This window comes from Flagellimonas sediminis (assembly GCF_010500845.1).
GTDB lineage: Bacteria > Bacteroidota > Bacteroidia > Flavobacteriales > Flavobacteriaceae > Flagellimonas > Flagellimonas sediminis.
The window spans coordinates 40,147-58,640 of record NZ_JAAAMI010000006.1 but is presented as its reverse complement, the minus strand read 5'-3'; the positions used below and the strand labels follow the sequence as shown (position 1 = coordinate 58,640).

Here is an 18,494-nt window from a genome sequence, read left to right as displayed (position 1 = left end):
GAGTAGTGGTTAGTCAATATACAAGGTAATGTTCAACGGCAGTGCTCCGGTTGTTGAATATTCGTTGAGGTAGGTGCTAATTGCAATAGCATCGATTCCTGTAAAAGGTCCGCAGCATTCACCTTCTAAATAACTCGTGTTAAAAGAAATGGTAAATAACTCCCCACCCTCAAAAGTGATGTCGAAAGATTTGTTGCCATAGTTGGCAGGGTTCACATTGAAGTATAAAATTGTTCCCCTCTCCGTATTTTCTACGATTGAATGGGAAATCTCATTGGTACCATCGCTGATCAAAACGGTTTCATTTTGGATACCTCCACTGTCCAAAAGATTTTCATCTGTATCTGCATCTAAAAACAGGATATAGACAGTGTTGTCTGCTACATCGCAATCGACTAAGGAACAATCAGGGAGTTCCGTTTTTGAATCGCTACAGGATAAAATAAATAGGGTAAGGAAGAATAGGGCGGATTTTTGAAGCATCACAGTTTTTAACCGAAGATGATAAAGTATCCAATGGGTTGCTTTTCAATTGCTTGAAGGAAATTTACCAACCTCCAGAGGCTCCTCCGCCTCCAAAGCCGCCTCCCCCGAAGCCACCACCAAAACCTCCCCCGCTGAATCCGCCTCCACTGCCAAATCCACCGGAAGAACCGGAACTACGGCCCATATTGCTCAAAATGATCATGTCCCAAATGTCGAGTCCGCTGCCCCTGCGACCTCCTTTGCCACCGCCTCCTTTGTTTTTTCTACTCCAAAGAATGATCAGGATCACGATAAAAATGATAAAGGGAAACAAAGCTTCAAAAGGGAATCGGGTAGCATTGCCAAAGGTGCGGTCCTCACTGAACTCCCCTGTCAATACTTTAAAAATGGCGTCGGAACCTTTATCAAGACCGGCATAATAGTCCCCTTTCTTAAACTCGGGAATGATGACGGATTCAATGATGCGTTTGGACATCAGGTCGGTAAGGGAGCCTTCCACTCCATAACCGGTATTGATGGCGATCCTTCGGTCGTCCTTGGCCAAAAGAACCAGAACGCCGTTGTCCTTATCGGCTTGTCCAATGCCCCATTTATGGCCCCATTGAGCTCCAAGATAGGTGATGTCCTCACCTTCGGTGGAACCGATGATGGCCACTACAATTTGGGTGGAAGTACTATCGGAATATCGGATGAGTTTCTGTTCCAACTCCCTTTTTTGGGAAGTGGATAAAAGGCTCACATAGTCGTAAACGCTTGTCTGAACCTTGGGTTTTTCAGGTATGGTGAACTGCCCCCAAACTAGTGAGACGCATAAAAAAGCCAGTATGAAACTACCCTTTGGATATGGCATCGCTCAGTTCATTGGTATCGTTCTGGTTCCATGGAAAGTGGGACTGTAGTTCCTTCCCTGCCATTAAAACCCCTTCAACGATTCCTTGTTTAAAATCTCCTTTTTTAAAATGTGATGCCATCACATCCTTGGTGGTGTCCCAAAAGCCTTTGGGAACGGCACGGTCAATGCCACTGTCACCATAGATCACGAATTTTTTGTCGTCCACGGCCACGTAGATCAACACCCCGTTGTTTTCCTTGGTGTTGCCCATTTTCAGAAAGTGAAAAATTTGCTGGGCCCTACTAAAATGATCTATTTTGGCAGTGGCCTCAATGTGTACCCTGATTTCACCAGAGGTGTTTTTCTCGGCTTCAACAATGGCATTGATGATGTCCTGCTCTTCCTCGGCACTTAAAAATTCCTCTACGTGCGACATGTTCGACATGCTTAATTGAATTCGAAGTTCACATCTGGGGCGTTTTCAGCTCCTGGTTTGGAAGTGAAAAGCGCCATGGGGTCAAAATTGGCCAAACTTGCCACAATGTTGGTGGGTATCTGTTGAATTTTGATGTTGTACTCCCCGGCCAGATCATTGAAACGATTACGCTCCACGTTGATGCGGTTCTCAGTGCCTTCCAATTGGGATTGTAGCTCCAAAAAGTTTTGGTTGGCCTTGAGGTCAGGATAGCGTTCCACCGTGACCAATAATCTGGACAATGCAGAGGAAAGGCCCGCCTGTGCTTCCTGAAACTGTGCCATTTGCTCTGGAGTGATGTTGTTCGCATCAATGGTGGTAGAAGTGGCCTTGGCCCGAGCCTCGATGACTTCCGACAAGGTTGTACGCTCAAAATCGGCGGCACCTTGTACAGTTTTTACCAAATTCCCGATCAAATCGCTTCTACGCTGATAAGAACTTTCCACATTGGCCCATTGCTTGGTCGCCTGGCCTTTCATGTCCACAAGTTTGTTGTTGGTGCTTACGTACCAACTGCCAATGAGTACTGCCAAAACAATCAGTACTATGATGGCGATGATGCCTTTTTTCATTTTCGTATGGTTTTAGTGTTTTATAGTTGTTCCTTGATTTTCAGGAGTTCGGCCTTTACTTTTTCCAGTTTTTGGATGACTTCAAAAGTTGAAAGTGCCTTTTGCTTTTCTTCCTTCAGATGGGTCTTGGCACCTTCCAGGGTAAACCCCCGTTCCTTCACCAGATGGTAGATCATTTGAAGGTTCTTGATGTCCTCAGGTGTAAATTTTCGGTTACCCTTCGCGTTTTTTTTGGGTTGTAGCACATCAAACTCCTTTTCCCAAAAACGGATCAGGGAGGTGTTTACCCCAAAGGCGTTGGCTACTTCACCAATGCCATAATATCTTTTTTCAGGAAGCTCTATGTGCATTAATCCAAGGATTGGTTCTCTTGATTGGCATGTTTGAGCATGTTCTCAAACTCTTCTGCTGTCAAACTTCCGTAGTAGAAGTTAATGGGGTTGATGCGTTCCCCGTCCTTAAAGATCTCGTAGTGTAAATGCGGTGCTTCGGAACGGCCGGTGCTGCCCACAAACCCGATGAGGTCACCACGTTTTACCTTTTGGCCCACGGTAACATTGTATTTGCTCAAATGACCGTACAAGGAAATATAACCGTAACCATGGTCTATTCGGATGTGTTTGCCATACCCCGAAGATTTGTTGTCGGCACGGGTGATTTTCCCATCTCCAGAGGCATAAATAGGGGTTCCCCTTGGCGCGGTAAAGTCCATGCCCCAGTGCATCTTACGTGCTTTGGTAAAGGGGTCGGAACGCCAACCGTAACCAGAGGCCATCCTAGTAAGTTCTTCATTATTGATGGGTTGAATGGCAGGAATGGCAGCCAATAATTTTTCCTTCTCCTCGGCCAATTTGGCGATTTCGTCCAATGATTTGGATTGGATCACCATCTGCTTTTGTATGATGTCCAACCGCTTGGTGGCATCGATGATAATTTCTGAATTGTTAAAACCCTCCAACGATTTGTAACGGTTGATTCCCCCGAATCCGGCCTTGCGTTGTTCTTCGGGAATGGGATTGGCTTCAAAATACAATCGGTAAATATTGTTGTCGCGATCTTCGATATTGGCCAAAACTTGCTCCATCTGTTGCATCTTCTTGCTCAAAATATCGAACTGTAACTCGTAGTTCCTAACCTCGCGTTCCAAAGAAAGTTCCTTTGGTGTGTTCACCCAACGGGTGTTCAAAAGGATGACAAGACCGAGAAGTCCGAACAAGGCGGAACCCAATACAAATAACAGGACATTCCTGTATCTTTTGGATTTCTTCGGTTCGATCTTTCGATAGGAAAGGGTGTCCGGGTCGTAATAGTACTTAACTTTAGACATGTATGGATTTTATCCTATTTTTGCTCACTCTTTTATCAAAACAGACAAATATAAAAATTGTTTTGCTTTAAGTGTTAAATTTAAGAAAACCCTAGGAATTCAATGACATCCCAAGAAGTTAGAGCCCAGTTTTTAAACTTTTTCAAAGAGAAGAGCCACAAGATCGTTCCATCGGCCCCAATGGTCATGAAAGACGATCCCACCTTGATGTTCACCAATGCAGGTATGAACCAGTTCAAGGAATATTTCTTGGGGAATTCCGTAGCCAAGCACAAGCGTTTGGCCGATACCCAAAAGTGTCTGCGTGTAAGCGGAAAGCACAACGATTTGGAAGAAGTGGGGAAGGATACCTACCACCACACCATGTTCGAGATGTTGGGCAACTGGAGTATTGGGGACTATTTTAAAAAAGAAGCCATTCAGTGGGCATGGGAATTGCTCACCGAAGTATACAAAATAGATAAGGACAGCCTATATGTTTCTGTTTTTGAGGGCAGCGAGGACGATGGCCTGCCATTGGACCAAGAAGCCTACAATCTTTGGAAGGCCATTGTGCCCGAAGACCGCATCATCAAAGGAAACAAAAAAGACAATTTTTGGGAAATGGGCGATCAGGGACCTTGCGGGCCCTGTTCCGAAATCCACGTGGACATTCGTTCCAAGGCTGAAAAAACAAAAATTCCGGGGGCATCCTTGGTGAACCAAGACCATCCGCAGGTGGTGGAAATCTGGAACTTGGTATTTATGCAGTTCAACCGCAAGGCCAACGGAAGTTTGGAGCCCCTGCCAGAAAAGCATATTGACACCGGAATGGGCTTTGAACGACTTTGCATGGTATTGCAAGGCGTTCAATCCAATTACGATACCGATGTGTTCACCCCATTGATCCGTGAAATTGAGGTCATCACGGGACACAAATATGGCAAGGATGAGAAAACGGATATTGCCATTCGGGTGATTGCCGATCACGTGCGTGCGGTTTCCTTTTCCATTGCCGATGGGCAATTGCCGAGCAACACAGGAGCGGGTTACGTCATCCGAAGGATTTTGCGACGTGCGATCCGATATGGTTTTACCTTTTTGGATACCAACCAACCTTTTATCCATCGATTGGTGAAGGTGCTGGGCGAACAAATGGGAACCGCTTTCCCAGAGTTGAAGGAACAAAAACAACTGATAGAGAATGTGATCAAGGAAGAAGAGAGTTCTTTTTTGAGCACTTTAGAGCAAGGTCTTGTACTTTTGGATTCGGTCATCAAATCGGCCAAGGAAAAGACCATTGATGGCGAAAAAGCTTTCGAATTATATGATACTTTCGGTTTTCCTATCGATTTGACTTCCTTGATTTTGGAGGAAAAAGGATATCAACTCGATGTTGAAGGCTTCAACAAGGCACTAAAAGCCCAAAAAGACCGTTCCCGTGCTGCCTCCGAGGTTTCCAAAGATGACTGGACCGTTTTGATGACAGATTCAGAACAGGAATTCATCGGTTATGATAGTCTTGAAGCTAATGTGAAGTTGGTGAAGTACCGAAAGATCAGTAGTAAAAAGGAGGGGGACCAATACCAATTGGTGTTCAACCTAACTCCCTTTTATGCCGAAGGCGGAGGCCAAGTGGGGGACAAAGGTTATCTGGAATCACCGAACGGCGATGTCACCTATATTGTGGACACCAAAAGGGAAAACAACGAGATCGTACATTTTGCAGAATCGTTGCCCGATAACGTAAACGAGACTTTCAAGGCAGTAGTGGACCATAAGCAACGTTGGAGGACAGCTTGCAACCATACCGCTACGCATTTGTTGCACCAAGCACTTCGTGAAGTTCTGGGAACCCATGTGGAGCAAAAAGGCTCTGCGGTACACTCCAAATACCTGCGTTTCGACTTTTCGCACTTTGCCAAACTATCCGTTGAGGAATTGCGAAAAGTGGAAAACTTCGTCAATGCTCGTATCGATGGACATTTGGCTTTGGAGGAACATCGTAATGTACCCATCAAACAAGCCATGGAAGATGGGGCCATGGCCCTTTTTGGCGAAAAATATGGAGATACCGTTCGCACCATCCGTTTTGGACAATCCATTGAACTTTGTGGCGGTACCCATGTGAAGAACACAGGGGATATCTGGCATTTCAAGATTGTGTCAGAAGGTGCCGTGGCAGCAGGTATCCGAAGGATCGAGGCCATCACTTCCGATGCAGTGAAAGAATTTTACTTTACGAACAACCGCATGTTGTTCGAGATCAAAGATCTTTTGCACAATACCCCAGACCCCGTAAAGGCCGTGGCAAGTTTGCAGGATGAAAATACCGCGCTCAAAAAGCAAGTGGAGCAATTGTTGAAGGACAAGGCCAAAGGTTTAAAAAATGACCTGATCGCCGAGTTGAAAGAAATCAACGGAATCCAATTCCTCTCCAAAAAAGTGGATTTGGATGCTGCGGGCATCAAGGATTTGGCTTTTGAAATTGGCGGACAAGAGGACAACCTCTTCTTATTACTTGCCTCCGAGAGTGAAGGGAAGGCCTTGTTGAGTTGTTATATTTCTAAGGAATTGGTAGCTGCAAAGAACCTGAATGCAGGAACCATTGTCCGTGAATTGGGCAAATACATTCAAGGCGGTGGTGGAGGCCAACCTTTCTTTGCAACCGCAGGGGGTAAAAACCCTGCTGGAATCCCAGAAGCTTTAGATAAAGTGAAGGCATATCTTTCTTGATGGAGCTACAGACCAAAGTACCCTTACAGCCCGCAGATCATCCCATCGATTATCAGGGAAAAGTGCTGTTGTTGGGTTCTTGTTTTGTGGAAAACATGGGGTACAAGCTGAATTACTTTCAATTTCCCCAATACCAAAATCCCTTCGGGGTGTTGTTCCAGCCCCTGGCTTTGGAAAACTTGGTCAAGCGCGCACTGGAAAGTTCTTTTTACCAACAAGATGAGGTATTCTGCCAAGAGGGTATTTGGCGTTGTTTTGATGCGCATTCCGAGGTGCGTTCCGATGACCAAAAAACCTTGGTGGAACTGTTCAACCAAAGGTTGCGACTCACAAGGCAATGGGTGGAAAGTGCTTCCCACATCATCATAACTTTGGGAACGGCTTGGGTGTACGAACATATAGCTTCCCAAAAAATAGTGGCCAATTGCCATAAAGTTCCCCAAAGGGAATTCACTAAAAATCTACTTTCTGTTGATACCATCCAATCCAGTTTGGAAAATCTGGTGAGTTTGATTGGCAGCGCAAATCCCAAGGCAAAACTCATATTTACGATTTCGCCGGTTCGGCACCTGAAAGATGGTTTTATGGAAAACCAACAGGGCAAGTCGCATCTAATTACAGCACTACATCATATAATAAATGGACGCAGTGTGTCCTACTTTCCAGCTTACGAGATCATGATGGATGAACTGCGTGATTATCGTTTTTATGCCGAGGATATGGTGCATCCCAATGCGTTGGCCGTGGATTACATTTGGGAAAAATTCAAAACCGTCTGGATTTCTTCCGAAGCCTACCCCATTATGGACGAAGTGGAAAGCGTTCGAAAGGGGCTGCAACACCGTCCTTTTAACCCAGGATCAGAGGCGCACGAGAAGTTTAGGACATCGCTCCGGGCAAAAATTACGTATCTTCAAGAAAGGTATCCTTTCATGAAATTCGAATAAATGAAGAAAATACTCATTGGCGCCGTGATTGCCCTGGCTTCGGTTTTGATCTACAGGTCTTGTACCGACGATAGGGAAAAAAAGACCATCTTGGAAGAGAATTCCATGCTGATCCAGCAGGAACTTAAAAACGTTTCCAAATTGATCGTGACGGAAGGGCATTTTGCGGAAGTATACAATTATAAAGATTCGCGGGAACTTTTTGGCCCCTTGGTCACCGCCCAGAAAAAAGCGTTGGTAGTCGTAAATGCCGAGGTGATGGTGGTGTATGACCTTTCCCAAGTTACCTATGATTTGGATGAGGAGAACAAGACCGTTAAGATTACGAACATTCCGGATCCGGAAATCAAGATCAATCCCGATTTTGAATACTACGATGTCACCGCTGATTACCTTAATCCTTTCAAGGCGGAAGATTACAATTTGATCAAACGCAATGTAAACGCTTCATTGATGAAAAAAATCGATGCTTCCACATTACGATCCAATGCCGAAAACCGCTTGGTCAGTGAACTTTCCCGTATTTTAGTGCTCACCCATTCCATGGGTTGGACCTTGGTTTTTGAGGATGTCCCGGTACAGAATATGGAGGAATTGGATAAAATTCTGGATTAATCTGTCACATTTCCCGTTTTTTTGCGTCTTTATAGTTCATCAATCAATGTAATCCATGTTTAAAAGAGCTCTACTAACCGGCCTTTTAGCCACTTTTTTCTTTGCCTGCAATCAAAAACCCAAAGCCGACATCTGCTACACCATAACCCCGGTTAAGGTGGATAGCGTGACACAACTGAAAATCCGCATGAGTATTCCCGCGGATACCAGTGGGGTGACCACCCTGTCGTTTCCCAATGAGGCGTGGGGTCAGGAAAAACTGTTCAACACCTTGGGTGAGATGCGTTTGCTGAATGTGGAAGGGGTGGTGGAAAAGGATATGGATAGCAGTCGCATCGTGTTGATGCATCCCAAGGATACCGAACAATTGGAGTTTGAGTATTTCCTCAAGCAGGACTTTGATGGTGACTTGTCTACAGGCAGAATCTATCGACCTATCATCAGCGATGCTTATTTCCATGCGTTTTCCCACAATATGTTCATGGTGCCCGAACAGGCAGAGAGCAATCAGGACATTGTATTGGATTGGTCTGCGTTTCCAGAGGATTATACCATCCACAACAGTTTTGGAAGCCAAAAAAAGTTGCAAGAGTTGAAGGATATGGATATGGCACTTTTTGGAAATGCCATTTTTGTGGGAGGGGACTTTAGGGTGCTTTCCGGGGAGATCCAAGGCAACCAGATCAGTTTGGCCACCCGAGGGGAATGGATTCCGTTCCAAGAGGAGAAGGTGTTCCAAGTGCTGGAACGGACTTTGACCTGTCAGCGCAATTTCTGGAACGACCATTCACAAGAATACTTCACAGTGACCATGCAGCCTTTTCCGCAGGAAACCGGAAGCAGTTTTCAAGGGACGGGGCTCACCAATTCTTTTGCCACCTCCATTTCCAACAACGATTTTACGGATATTGAACAGTTGGTGTACCTGTTCAATCATGAGTTGATGCACAACTGGATCGGGCATACCATCAAAAATTCCAACGAGGAGGAACAATATTGGTTCAGTGAGGGCTTTACCGAATATTATACCTTCAAAAATATTGCAGCCAACAAGATCAATGGTCTAACTGGAGCCTTTTATATCCGCGAGATGAACCGCACCATCCGTGATTTGTATGCGTCCCCAGTGGTGGAAGCTCCCAATACCGATATCAACTACGATAACTTTTGGGGCAATCGGGATTATTCCAAACTGCCGTATTGGAGAGGGGCTGTGTTTGCCTTCTATTTGGACCAAAAAATCCGTGAAACATCCAAAGGAAAACAAAGTTTGGATAATGTGATGCATCAAATTTATAAGGATGTCAAGGCCAAAGACCAAAAATTGACCCATGCCTATTTCATTAAAGTGATGAAGGAATTTTTAGGTGATGATTTTGAGGCCTTTTTTCAACAACATATTGAGGAAGGGGCCAAGGTGGACCTTTATGGATTGTTCGACGAACTGGGATTGGAATATGATCCCATGAACGATATCTACGAGTTGGGTTTTGAATTTACCGAAGACCGAAAAGGAATCCAAAGTGTAGTGGAAGGCAGTGCAGCCTGGAATGCAGGGTTACGTGAAGGGGATGAGGTATTTTCCCGCAGCATTTGGCAAGGTAGTATTGACCACGAAGTGGAACTCGGGGTAAAGCGAGATGGTAAGACCTTTAAATTTGCTTTCTATCCCATCAAAAAGGCCATGGTGCCCCAACTGAAGGAAACCGAATCCAATATCGAAAAACTTGGCTTTTAACTTACCAAGCTAGCATCTGCCAATTTGATACCGTCGTCGATCAAATGGCCCACTTTCGGATTGTTGCGTTTGATGTTTTCCAAATGGTCCAATATTTCTTTTTGAAAATGGTGGTCGTCGCCCTGTTTGGCCAATTCATACAATTCCACGGGCAATAGCCAATCCTCAGGGAATTCACTTTTGATGACCTGGAAAACCTTGTTTCGGGAAATGGTGGTGTTTGTACCTTCCCTAAAGTCCCGCACTTGCTGGTAATATTGCTCCAATTGCAACCTTTTGGCACTTTTCTTTGGCTTGATAGTGGTCTCGGTCAACTGATGGGTGATGAGGTCAAAACTATTGAGGTCGGCCGGACCGTTGTAGGCGGAAACCACACTTTGGCCAACGGCCATGTCGTACAACCCCCATTCCGGTTGAAACAGTATCTTGCCTTCATGGGTCACAGTACAATCCTTAAAGGTGATGAGGATGATCTTGCCCATCAGGTTTCGAGTACCGGTTATGATGGTTCCTTCAACCTTGATGCCTCCTTCAAATTCCAAGGAAATTTGCTCCCCTTCGTAAATTTTATAAGCCTTCAAATCTCGCGGTCCCATATCTTCAATGGCGATGTTGATACCCTTCAATTTCCCAATGGGCGACCCAAAACCTTCCTCGTGATAGGCGGTGCTATGTCCCACGAGTTCTTTTTCCCGATACGCCAAGGCTGTCGGGCCTTTGGTCTGGATATAGATAGGTTTGCCATCATGCTCAATCACATTATGGAATTCCCCTGAAATTTGGAGTCCCGTGCTCAGCTCAATGGTACCCAACGCTTGGGAAGTGATCAATTTTTTGATACCCAAAAGCCCACCTTTACGTACGGCCATGGTATTGGCAAAATCTTCCAGCACCTGGCTCAAAAAAGCGAAATCCGGGGTAACGAACAACTGGGGTTGTGGTTTGGTAATGTCAAACTCGGTTCGTGCCGCTTCAATGGAGTAGGGAATCTTTTTCACTTGGTCCGTCATGCACCAAGCACTTTCCCCAATGGAGGAAAGCAGTCCCGCCCCATAGATCTTGGGATGTTCCACAGTGCCTATCAAGCCGTATTCCACGGTCCACCAGTGCAGGTTACGGATGAGGGCCATCTCACTGGGTTCCCCCATGTTCTCTTGCAGGTATTCGATATGTTTTTCAGCTTTTTCAATCTCTTCTTGGGGTGTGCCGTGGGCCTCTTTGATGATAGAAAGATGGCGCACCGCATCGTACAGTTCATAATCCTTGGCACTGGAAATCGCCTTGCAGCCAATCTCCCCAAAGCGCCTTAAATATTCGGCATATTCCGGATTGGCAATAATGGGTGCATGTCCGGCCCCTTCGTGGATGATATCCGGTGCGGGGGTGTATTCAATGTTTTCGAGTTGACGGATATCCGAAGCGATCACCAACACATTGTACGCCTGAAATTCCATAAAGGCCGAAGGGGGAATAAATCCGTCCACTGCCACGGCCGCCCAACCGATTTCCTTCAGGATACGGTTCATACCGTACATGTTCGGGATCTGGTCGATGGAAATGCCGGTTTTCTTCAATCCATCCACATACGAACTGTGCGCCACTTGGCTCAAATAATCCACATTTTTTCGCATCACATAACGCCAAACGGCTTGGTCAATGGCTGTGTAATCTTCATAGTTCTGCGGTTTGATGAACTGTTTGAGGTGCTTGGGAAGTTTGTCCAGTATGGGATTGGATTCGTAACTCATTTGTGCATTTTTATTGGACTTAAAGATACGAAATCGATGTCGGAATCTCGAAAATCTAAATGAAGAGCAATAAAAAACCGCCCTTTGGGCGGTTCGTATTTTTTAGTTAACGGCTACTGCCGTTTGGGGAGGATATTCCTTCAGAATCTGGGAAACAAATTCACGGATACGCTCCTCTTTCTTTTCAATGCTCTTGGTATTGCTCAAGGTGCCCACTCCACGTCCTTGCCATACCAATTCTTTTTTATTGGCGTCGATCACATCAATGTACAATGACCCTTCGGTGCGGGTGCTCACATTGTTGCCCCAACCCCAGCCCCAACCGGGACCCCAAACATAGGGATTGTAGAATCCGCCCCAACCCCAACCGTAGTTGTTGTAGACATCAACACGCTCACGTTCTTTGGTGAAGATGCTGATCAAAACATCAGGATTGTCCGATTTTACAAATCCGCGAGAAGCCAGTTCGGTTTCAATGGCACGCAAGATGCGTTTTTTGTCCAGATCGGAAATTTGGGCCTTGTCAATACCTGTTTTGTAGAAAGCATAGCTTCGATACGTGTTAAAATCGGCCTGTTTGTCGTAATCGGAAACTACCTGAACGGTGCTACAGGAAACGAACAGACCCAGGGTGAAGGCGACCAGTGCAATACGTTTTAAACTTTTCATAGTACTTTTTTTAAATTCTTGAGATTGGTAAAACATGCACAAATATTATGCCGAATGAGGCATTTACGACCTCGAATTGGTTTTAGGATTATACCCATACGGGCAGTGCCTGCAACCGCTTTCGCAACAATAGCCCCGTTTTAAAAGGTACTGCTCCGTAAAAACCCTATATCCCTTTTCCGAAAAGTAAAAATCGCCCTCTTCCAAGGGAATGTGTTCTTTCATGTATGAAATTACCCTATCATTACTTAAAGTTACGGCTTTCCGATCAAAGCAACCAAGGTTTTAAGATTTCGAAAACAGGGTTATTCACCGAAATTGTTACTATTATTATCGGGATGGCCTTATTTTCTGCATGCTATGCCGTTATATTTGTAGGAAAGCTTTGATACATTTCAGGTGATACTCGTTTTTAAACATGTCTTCTATAAAAATTATGTGGGCCTTTCCCTTTGGCCGTTCATCATCTTGAAGGAGGATTCCCTGAAGACGGATGAGGTGCTCATCAATCACGAGCGTATCCATCTGCGTCAACAGCGCGAACTGTTGATCTTACCTTTTTACATTCTTTATATTACAGAATGGTTACTGCGTACGTTGCTGTATCTGGACAGTTACCGAGCGTATCAGAACATTAGCTTTGAGCGTGAGGCCTATGCCCATGAAAAGGATATGCAGTATCTTTCCAAACGGAAAACCTTTGGTTTTTTGCAGTACTTGACGCGTTAATTCTTTGGATTGAACATCCCCAACCAGCATATAGACCATCCCCTTTTAAAAGAAAAGGGCGTGACCCTGTACATCAAACGGGAAGATACTATCCATCCCTTGATTTCCGGGAACAAATACCGCAAACTCAAATACAATCTGGTTGAAGCCAAAAATCAGGGACATGCTACCTTGCTCACCTTTGGTGGGGCCTTTTCCAACCACATTGCAGCCGTGGCCTGTGCAGGCATGGAACACGGTTTTCAAGCCATCGGGGTCATACGGGGGGAAGAATTACAAGATCAATGGCAGCATAATCCCACCTTGGCCCTGGCCCATGAACAAGGCATGCAGTTTCATTTTGTGTCGAGAGAGCAGCATCGTCAAAAGGAAGAACAAACTTTCCTCCAATATTTAAAAAATAAATTCGGGGATTTTTACCTTCTGCCCGAAGGTGGAACCAACGATTTGGCCGTGAAGGGCTGTACCGAAATCTTAACGGAATCCGATGCAACTTTTGATGTGGTCTGCTGCGCTGTGGGAACGGGTGGCACTGTGGCCGGACTCATCAACGCAAGCCAAAAACATCAGAAGGTACTGGGTTTTCCTGCCTTGAAAGGAGATTTTTTGAACGAGTCCGTTAGCCGCTTCGCATGCAATGATGGTTGGCAATTGGTGACAGATTACCATTTTGGGGGCTATGCAAAAGTGACCGAGGAACTTATCCATTTCATCAACGACTTTAAACACAAAACTGGAATTCCTTTAGATCCAATTTACACAGGAAAGATGCTTTTTGGTATTTTTGACCTTGTAAACCAGGAAGTTTTCCCCCGAAATACCCAAATCTTGGCCATTCATACCGGTGGATTACAAGGCATACAGGGCATGAACCTGGTATTGAAAAAGAAGAATTTACCCTTATTGGACGTATGATAAAGCGAATCGGATATGCACTTTTGGTAGTATTGCTGCTCTCAAGTTGCGGGGCCAAAAAAAGAAGGTCTACCCACCGAAATGGCGCTCCCGTAGTGAGCAGGACGGAGACCAAACAACCCACGGCGATCTCAAATGGTAGTGCCGAAGGTTCGGAATTGTATCCCATGCCCGAGGACCCAGGTAGGTTTGAAAAATTCCCGATTTCCAGTACTGAAGAATACATCAAGACCTTTGCCGAAATCGCCCAATACGAAATGCGTGCCTTTGGCATTCCTGCCAGTATTACTTTGGCGCAAGGGATTTTGGAAAGCGGTTCCGGTCGTGGGGAACTCACCTTGAAAACCAACAACCACTTTGGGATCAAATGCCATACGGGTTGGGAAGGGGAGTTCGATTTTCATGATGATGATGCCAAGGGGGAATGTTTTAGAAAATACAACCACCCCATGTTTTCGTTCCGGGATCACAGTCTTTTCTTGACCTCACGTTCCCGTTATGCATTTTTGTTCGATTACCGACGGGACGATTATAAAAAATGGGCCCATGGACTCCGACAGGCGGGCTATGCCACGGATAAGCAATATCCCCAAAAGTTGATCGCCTTGATCGAACGGTACAATTTGCACCAATATGACGAGGCGGTGGTGGAAACCCCCATGGAAACCGTGCGTCAACCTTCAACGGATGAAGTTCCCCAGGTTCAAGAAGTGGTGACCCATACGGTGGAAAAAGGGGAAACCCTGTATGGCATTTCCAGAAAGTATGACATTTCGGTGGACGAGATCAAACGTCTCAATAACCTGAACGATAACATCATCTCCATCGGGCAGGTGCTCAACATCCGAAGGGCTCAGTAATCTCAAAATTGTCATCCTGAGCGGAGCGAAGGATCTCACTGTGGTTCTATGTGAAACTATGGGAAACTGTGTGAAGTCGAAGCATGATTCGCATTCACTTTGCATTGCTATTGTCATTCCGCACGGATGCTGAGCGAAGTCGAAGCACGATGCGGAATCCACAGGTAAGATATGGATTCCTGCGTTGGCAGGATTGACAGGTAGCATTCTCCATGCTCCTTCGGCTCCACTCAGGAAACACCTGACTTACATTTACAACGTCAACCTGAACTGGTTTCAGGTTCTCACTAGCATCTTTTTACAGTTTATGATGGAATGCTGAACCGAGTTCAACATGACGATACATTGTAGTCAAAATCCGTTTCCATGAAATAGACAGGATATGTACCTTTGTCTTCGATTTGTCATTCCGCACTAGATGCGGAATCCAAACCTTGAAAATGGATTCCTGCTTTCGCAGGAATGACACATTGAAAATGCATTAAAATAGATTCCTGTTTTCACAGGAATGACAGAATACGATATGATCTACCAACGAAGCAGTGCCTTGTTCGCAGAGGCCAAAAAATACATTCCAGGAGGCGTTAATTCACCCGTTCGGGCGTTTAAAGCGGTAGGGGGCGACCCCATTTTTGTAAAGGAGGCCAAAGGGGCCTACCTCTATGATGTGGACGGCAACCAACTCATCGACTACATTGCCTCGTGGGGTCCACTGATCTTGGGTCATGCATACGAGCCTGTGATCAATGCGGTCATCGAAAAGGCCAAAAAAGGCACTTCTTTTGGCATGCCCACCGAAATTGAGACCGAGCTGGCCCAACTAGCCGTTTCCATGGTGCCGAACATTGACAAGATCCGTTTTGTGAACAGTGGTACCGAGGCCTGTATGAGTGCCGTACGCCTCGCGCGCGGGTACACGGGCAAGGACAAGATCATCAAATTTGCAGGGTGCTATCACGGTCACTCCGACTCGTTTTTGATTCAAGCGGGAAGTGGGGCCGTTACCTTTGGTAGTCCCAACAGCCCTGGGGTAACGCAGGGCACGGCCAAGGACACTTTGCTGGCCAATTTTAATGATCTGGAGAGTGTAAAGGCTTTGGTGGAAGCCAATAAGGGTGAGATTGCGGCCATCATTTTGGAACCCGTTCCGGGCAATATGGGGTGCATTATTCCCCAAGAAGGGTTTATGGCCAACTTAAGGGCGCTATGCACCCAAGAAGGCATTTTGTTGTTGTTTGATGAGGTGATGACCGGTTTTCGATTGGGAAAAGGAGGGGCACAGGAAGCCTTGGGCATTGATGCCGATATCGTGATGTTCGGAAAGGTGATCGGGGGCGGACTGCCCGTAGGGGCGTTTGCGGCCCGTGCCGAGATCATGTCGCACTTGGCACCTGACGGACCCGTGTACCAAGCAGGGACCTTGAGCGGGAACCCCTTGGCCATGAGTGCCGGACTCGCCATGCTCACCGAACTGAACAACCACCCCGAAGTGTTTACCAGTTTGGCGGACAAAACAGCCTATCTGCACAAGGGCATTGCCGAAACCTTGACCGAAAAAGGGGTAGCCCATCAGATCAACCGTTTTGGCAGTATGATCTCCGTACACTTTACGGACGAACCGGTGGTGGATTTTGCCAGTGCGGCCAAGGGCAACAACGACACCTTTAAAACATACTTCCACGGGATGCTGGACAACGGGGTGTACTTACCGCCCTCTGCCTTTGAAAGCTACTTTTTAAACGATGCCCTCAGCTATGCGGATTTGGACAGGACTATTGAGGCGGTAAAAAAAGTATTTTAATCACTACATGTCATTTCGAAATGAGGAACGTAGTGACGATTGAGAAATCTATTTTAAGGTTGAGATTTCTCCCGTTCGGTCGAAATGACGTTAGGTTTGTCATTTCGAAGAAGTGAAACGACTGAGAAATCTATATAAATTTAAATATGCTATCACCTTATTTCATTTACATCACTACTAATGAAAAAAGGACCGTATTGTACATTGGAGTAACCAACAATATCCAGGACAGACTTTCCCAGCATCAGTTTGATAGTCAACACGCAAAGAAATCATTCGCTGGAAGATACAATTGTTTTTATTTGGTTTATTATGAGCGATTTGATTCCATTGAACTGGCAATTGCTAGAGAAAAGGAACTGAAAAAGTGGCGACGGGAAAAGAAGGATAGCTTGATTTTTTCCTTTAATCCTGATTGGGAATTTTTGAACAATCAAGAGGTTTAGATTTCTCCCTTCGGTCGAAATGACAAGTCGGTTCCCTGTCATTTCGAAATAAGGAACGCAGTGACGATTGAGAAATCTTATTGGTTTTGAGATTTCTCACGCTCCCCTCGGTCGGTTCGAAATGACATCGCGGATGGACAGGACGATTGAGGCAGTGGGGAGGGTGTTTTGATAGTTTTCAGATTTGCGATAGATAGCATTAATTTTATTCCAAAGCTAAAGTATTAACGGCCGTAATAGTGGGGGTAATCTTTGCTACGGCTTCAATTTAATATATTCAAGATTGATTATTTGCCCCAAAATAGTGGTAAGTAAAGCTCAATTTTATCTTCAGTGAATCTTATCGTTTATCTTCTGAACCATTCCTTAAGAGTTATTAGCCTTGTGTTTCCGTTTTCTAGAGGTATTTTTACATAATAACCCTTAGAAATATAGGTGTTGTTTATGTATCTTCCATTGCCATTTTCGTAATCTATGTAAGGATAGATTTTTAAATATTCAGCACCGCTAAAAGATTGGTAAGTTCTATTTATTGGAAATAAGGCTATGTTTTCAATATATTTTTCTACATCACCAATACCCAATTCCCAATTGCACCATTTGGAACTTATCGCATTAGGAGTTGCAAGGAGTATAAACTTGTTTGATATCTTTATTTTTTCCTTTAATCTCAGCGCTGTTTTTGCATTTGTGTAAGCTGGCATTTCTTCATCCATCCAATCAACATAAATTTCAACACCTTCTTCATTCAAAAATGCTATGACATCTTGCAAGATTTCTATTTCACCGTGTTTATGGGAGAGAAAAACCATCGGTTTAGTTTTGTCGTGGGACGAGCTCTCATTTAAGACTACAATATCACTTTTTGAAAACATTTTCGTTCTAGACCTGTAGCTTGCTAGTTGTGATTCAGTAATAAAACTCATGCTATTTTACAGTTTTGGTAATATTGTACTGTTCTTTTTGATCTCTTAATTTGATGGCTTTGTCTAAATACATATTTGGGTTAATCTTAAAATCCTCCCATTTTATTGAAGGAATATAAGAAAAGTCACCTCTGAATATAGTTGAACCATTTGAACATAAATAAGTATCCGGAATTTTAATATTAAACATATTGTCTCTCAAAATTTGAAATAGGAAATCCGTGTTGTAATTAATGCAATTACAAATGCCATCAAAATTTAAATAATAACCGTAACTACCATATTCATCTGGGAGAACTACCACCACAACTCCATTCGACAAACTGGTACGTCCGTTTCTTGTGGATTCTTTTAAAGAATATGAGATTTCCCATGGCATCCATTGATCTTTTTCATTTATAAAAATGTCTTTCATCCCTTTTGAAACAAGCACAATGGTGATACTACTATCGTAAATTTTATCTCTTAGAGTTGATGCAATATACTCATCAGAAAAGTTAGCTAGACTTTCACCATCATTCTCCCCTTTGTAAATATTATCTCCCTTATCTAAAATACTTGTTAACTCATTGACGTAATGGCGAGCTTTGGTTGGTACTTTTTGTATTCCGAACCATGATTCTTCGTAGACGTTTAAGTCTTGGACATGTGTATCGCCATATTTATAGGTTACAAAAACTTTCCTTCCCATTT

General features: G+C 44.6%; 20 protein-coding genes. 9 read left to right on the top strand and 11 right to left on the bottom strand.

Features of this window, described 5'->3' with window-relative positions; translation table 11 throughout:
- Positions 1-9: 9 nt before the first annotated feature.
- The 6 genes from GTK07_RS12695 to GTK07_RS12670 all read right to left on the bottom strand — a co-directional run bounded on the left by GTK07_RS12695 (position 10) and on the right by GTK07_RS12670 (position 3,692).
- A complete protein-coding gene (locus GTK07_RS12695) occupies positions 10-483 on the bottom strand; it encodes a hypothetical protein (RefSeq protein WP_163635627.1) in 474 nt (157 codons plus the stop codon).
- A gap of 64 nt (positions 484-547) precedes the next feature.
- Positions 548-1,336, bottom strand: a complete 789-nt coding sequence (locus GTK07_RS12690; protein ID WP_163635626.1) for a TPM domain-containing protein — start codon at positions 1,334-1,336, stop codon at positions 548-550.
- The gene (locus GTK07_RS12685) at positions 1,317-1,754 is read right to left on the bottom strand and encodes a TPM domain-containing protein (RefSeq protein WP_163635625.1); all 438 of its coding nucleotides are present in this window, start codon (positions 1,752-1,754) and stop codon (positions 1,317-1,319) included. Before GTK07_RS12685 ends, GTK07_RS12690 begins: the two co-directional genes overlap by 20 nt.
- An 11-nt stretch (positions 1,755-1,765) precedes the next feature.
- On the bottom strand, positions 1,766-2,365 hold the full coding sequence (locus tag GTK07_RS12680) for a LemA family protein (protein ID WP_163635624.1): 600 nt from the start codon (positions 2,363-2,365) through the stop codon (positions 1,766-1,768).
- A 20-nt stretch (positions 2,366-2,385) separates the two neighbouring features.
- Entirely contained in the window at positions 2,386-2,715 is a 330-nt protein-coding gene (locus GTK07_RS12675; RefSeq protein WP_119640027.1) for a MerR family transcriptional regulator, read from the bottom strand.
- A complete protein-coding gene (locus GTK07_RS12670) occupies positions 2,715-3,692 on the bottom strand; it encodes a M23 family metallopeptidase (protein ID WP_163635623.1) in 978 nt (325 codons plus the stop codon). Before GTK07_RS12670 ends, GTK07_RS12675 begins: the two co-directional genes overlap by 1 nt.
- Positions 3,693-3,794: 102 nt before the next feature.
- On the opposite strand from GTK07_RS12670, the gene alaS reads away from it, so the two are divergent.
- From alaS to GTK07_RS12650, 4 genes are read left to right on the top strand one after another with little or no spacing between them, the layout of a single operon-like run.
- Positions 3,795-6,407, top strand: a complete 2,613-nt coding sequence (alaS, locus tag GTK07_RS12665) for an alanine--tRNA ligase (protein WP_163635622.1) — start codon at positions 3,795-3,797, stop codon at positions 6,405-6,407.
- Entirely contained in the window at positions 6,407-7,354 is a 948-nt protein-coding gene (locus tag GTK07_RS12660) for a GSCFA domain-containing protein (protein ID WP_163635621.1), read from the top strand. Before alaS ends, GTK07_RS12660 begins: the two co-directional genes overlap by 1 nt.
- Entirely contained in the window at positions 7,355-7,969 is a 615-nt protein-coding gene (locus GTK07_RS12655) for a DUF4230 domain-containing protein (protein WP_163635620.1), read from the top strand.
- A gap of 55 nt (positions 7,970-8,024) precedes the next feature.
- The gene (locus GTK07_RS12650; protein WP_163635619.1) at positions 8,025-9,707 is read left to right on the top strand and encodes a M1 family aminopeptidase; all 1,683 of its coding nucleotides are present in this window, start codon (positions 8,025-8,027) and stop codon (positions 9,705-9,707) included.
- Here GTK07_RS12650 and GTK07_RS12645 read toward each other — a convergent pair.
- The 3 genes from GTK07_RS12645 to GTK07_RS12635 all read right to left on the bottom strand — a co-directional run bounded on the left by GTK07_RS12645 (position 9,704) and on the right by GTK07_RS12635 (position 12,349).
- The gene (locus GTK07_RS12645) at positions 9,704-11,455 is read right to left on the bottom strand and encodes an aromatic amino acid hydroxylase (RefSeq protein WP_163635618.1); all 1,752 of its coding nucleotides are present in this window, start codon (positions 11,453-11,455) and stop codon (positions 9,704-9,706) included. The genes GTK07_RS12650 and GTK07_RS12645 overlap by 4 nt on opposite strands.
- Before the next feature lie 102 nt (positions 11,456-11,557).
- Positions 11,558-12,124, bottom strand: coding sequence for a DUF4136 domain-containing protein (locus GTK07_RS12640; protein WP_163635617.1), 567 nt, complete (start codon positions 12,122-12,124; stop codon positions 11,558-11,560).
- Between the two features lie 63 nt (positions 12,125-12,187).
- Entirely contained in the window at positions 12,188-12,349 is a 162-nt protein-coding gene (locus GTK07_RS12635; RefSeq protein ID WP_163635616.1) for a DUF5522 domain-containing protein, read from the bottom strand.
- A gap of 174 nt (positions 12,350-12,523) precedes the next feature.
- On the opposite strand from GTK07_RS12635, the gene GTK07_RS12630 reads away from it, so the two are divergent.
- The 5 genes from GTK07_RS12630 (at position 12,524) to GTK07_RS12610 (ending at position 16,875) form a co-directional block, all read left to right on the top strand.
- Complete coding sequence (locus GTK07_RS12630) at positions 12,524-12,853, top strand: hypothetical protein (RefSeq protein ID WP_163635615.1); 330 nt, start codon at positions 12,524-12,526, stop codon at positions 12,851-12,853.
- A gap of 9 nt (positions 12,854-12,862) precedes the next feature.
- Entirely contained in the window at positions 12,863-13,768 is a 906-nt protein-coding gene (locus GTK07_RS12625) for a 1-aminocyclopropane-1-carboxylate deaminase/D-cysteine desulfhydrase (RefSeq protein ID WP_163635614.1), read from the top strand.
- Positions 13,765-14,628 (top strand): glucosaminidase domain-containing protein, encoded by an 864-nt coding sequence (locus tag GTK07_RS12620; RefSeq protein WP_163635613.1) that lies wholly within the window; start codon positions 13,765-13,767, stop codon positions 14,626-14,628. The genes GTK07_RS12625 and GTK07_RS12620 overlap by 4 nt, the downstream gene beginning before the upstream one ends.
- Before the next feature lie 523 nt (positions 14,629-15,151).
- A complete protein-coding gene (gene hemL / locus GTK07_RS12615) occupies positions 15,152-16,429 on the top strand; it encodes a glutamate-1-semialdehyde 2,1-aminomutase (protein WP_163635749.1) in 1,278 nt (425 codons plus the stop codon).
- Between the two features lie 146 nt (positions 16,430-16,575).
- Positions 16,576-16,875 (top strand): GIY-YIG nuclease family protein, encoded by a 300-nt coding sequence (locus tag GTK07_RS12610; protein WP_163635612.1) that lies wholly within the window; start codon positions 16,576-16,578, stop codon positions 16,873-16,875.
- A 347-nt stretch (positions 16,876-17,222) separates the two neighbouring features.
- Here GTK07_RS12610 and GTK07_RS12605 read toward each other — a convergent pair whose 3' ends face one another.
- Both GTK07_RS12605 and GTK07_RS12600 read right to left on the bottom strand, forming a co-directional pair.
- Entirely contained in the window at positions 17,223-17,801 is a 579-nt protein-coding gene (locus GTK07_RS12605; protein WP_163635611.1) for a toll/interleukin-1 receptor domain-containing protein, read from the bottom strand.
- Position 17,802: 1 nt separating this feature from the next.
- Positions 17,803-18,492, bottom strand: coding sequence for a TIR domain-containing protein (locus GTK07_RS12600; RefSeq protein WP_163635610.1), 690 nt, complete (start codon positions 18,490-18,492; stop codon positions 17,803-17,805).
- Positions 18,493-18,494 lie beyond the last annotated feature (2 nt).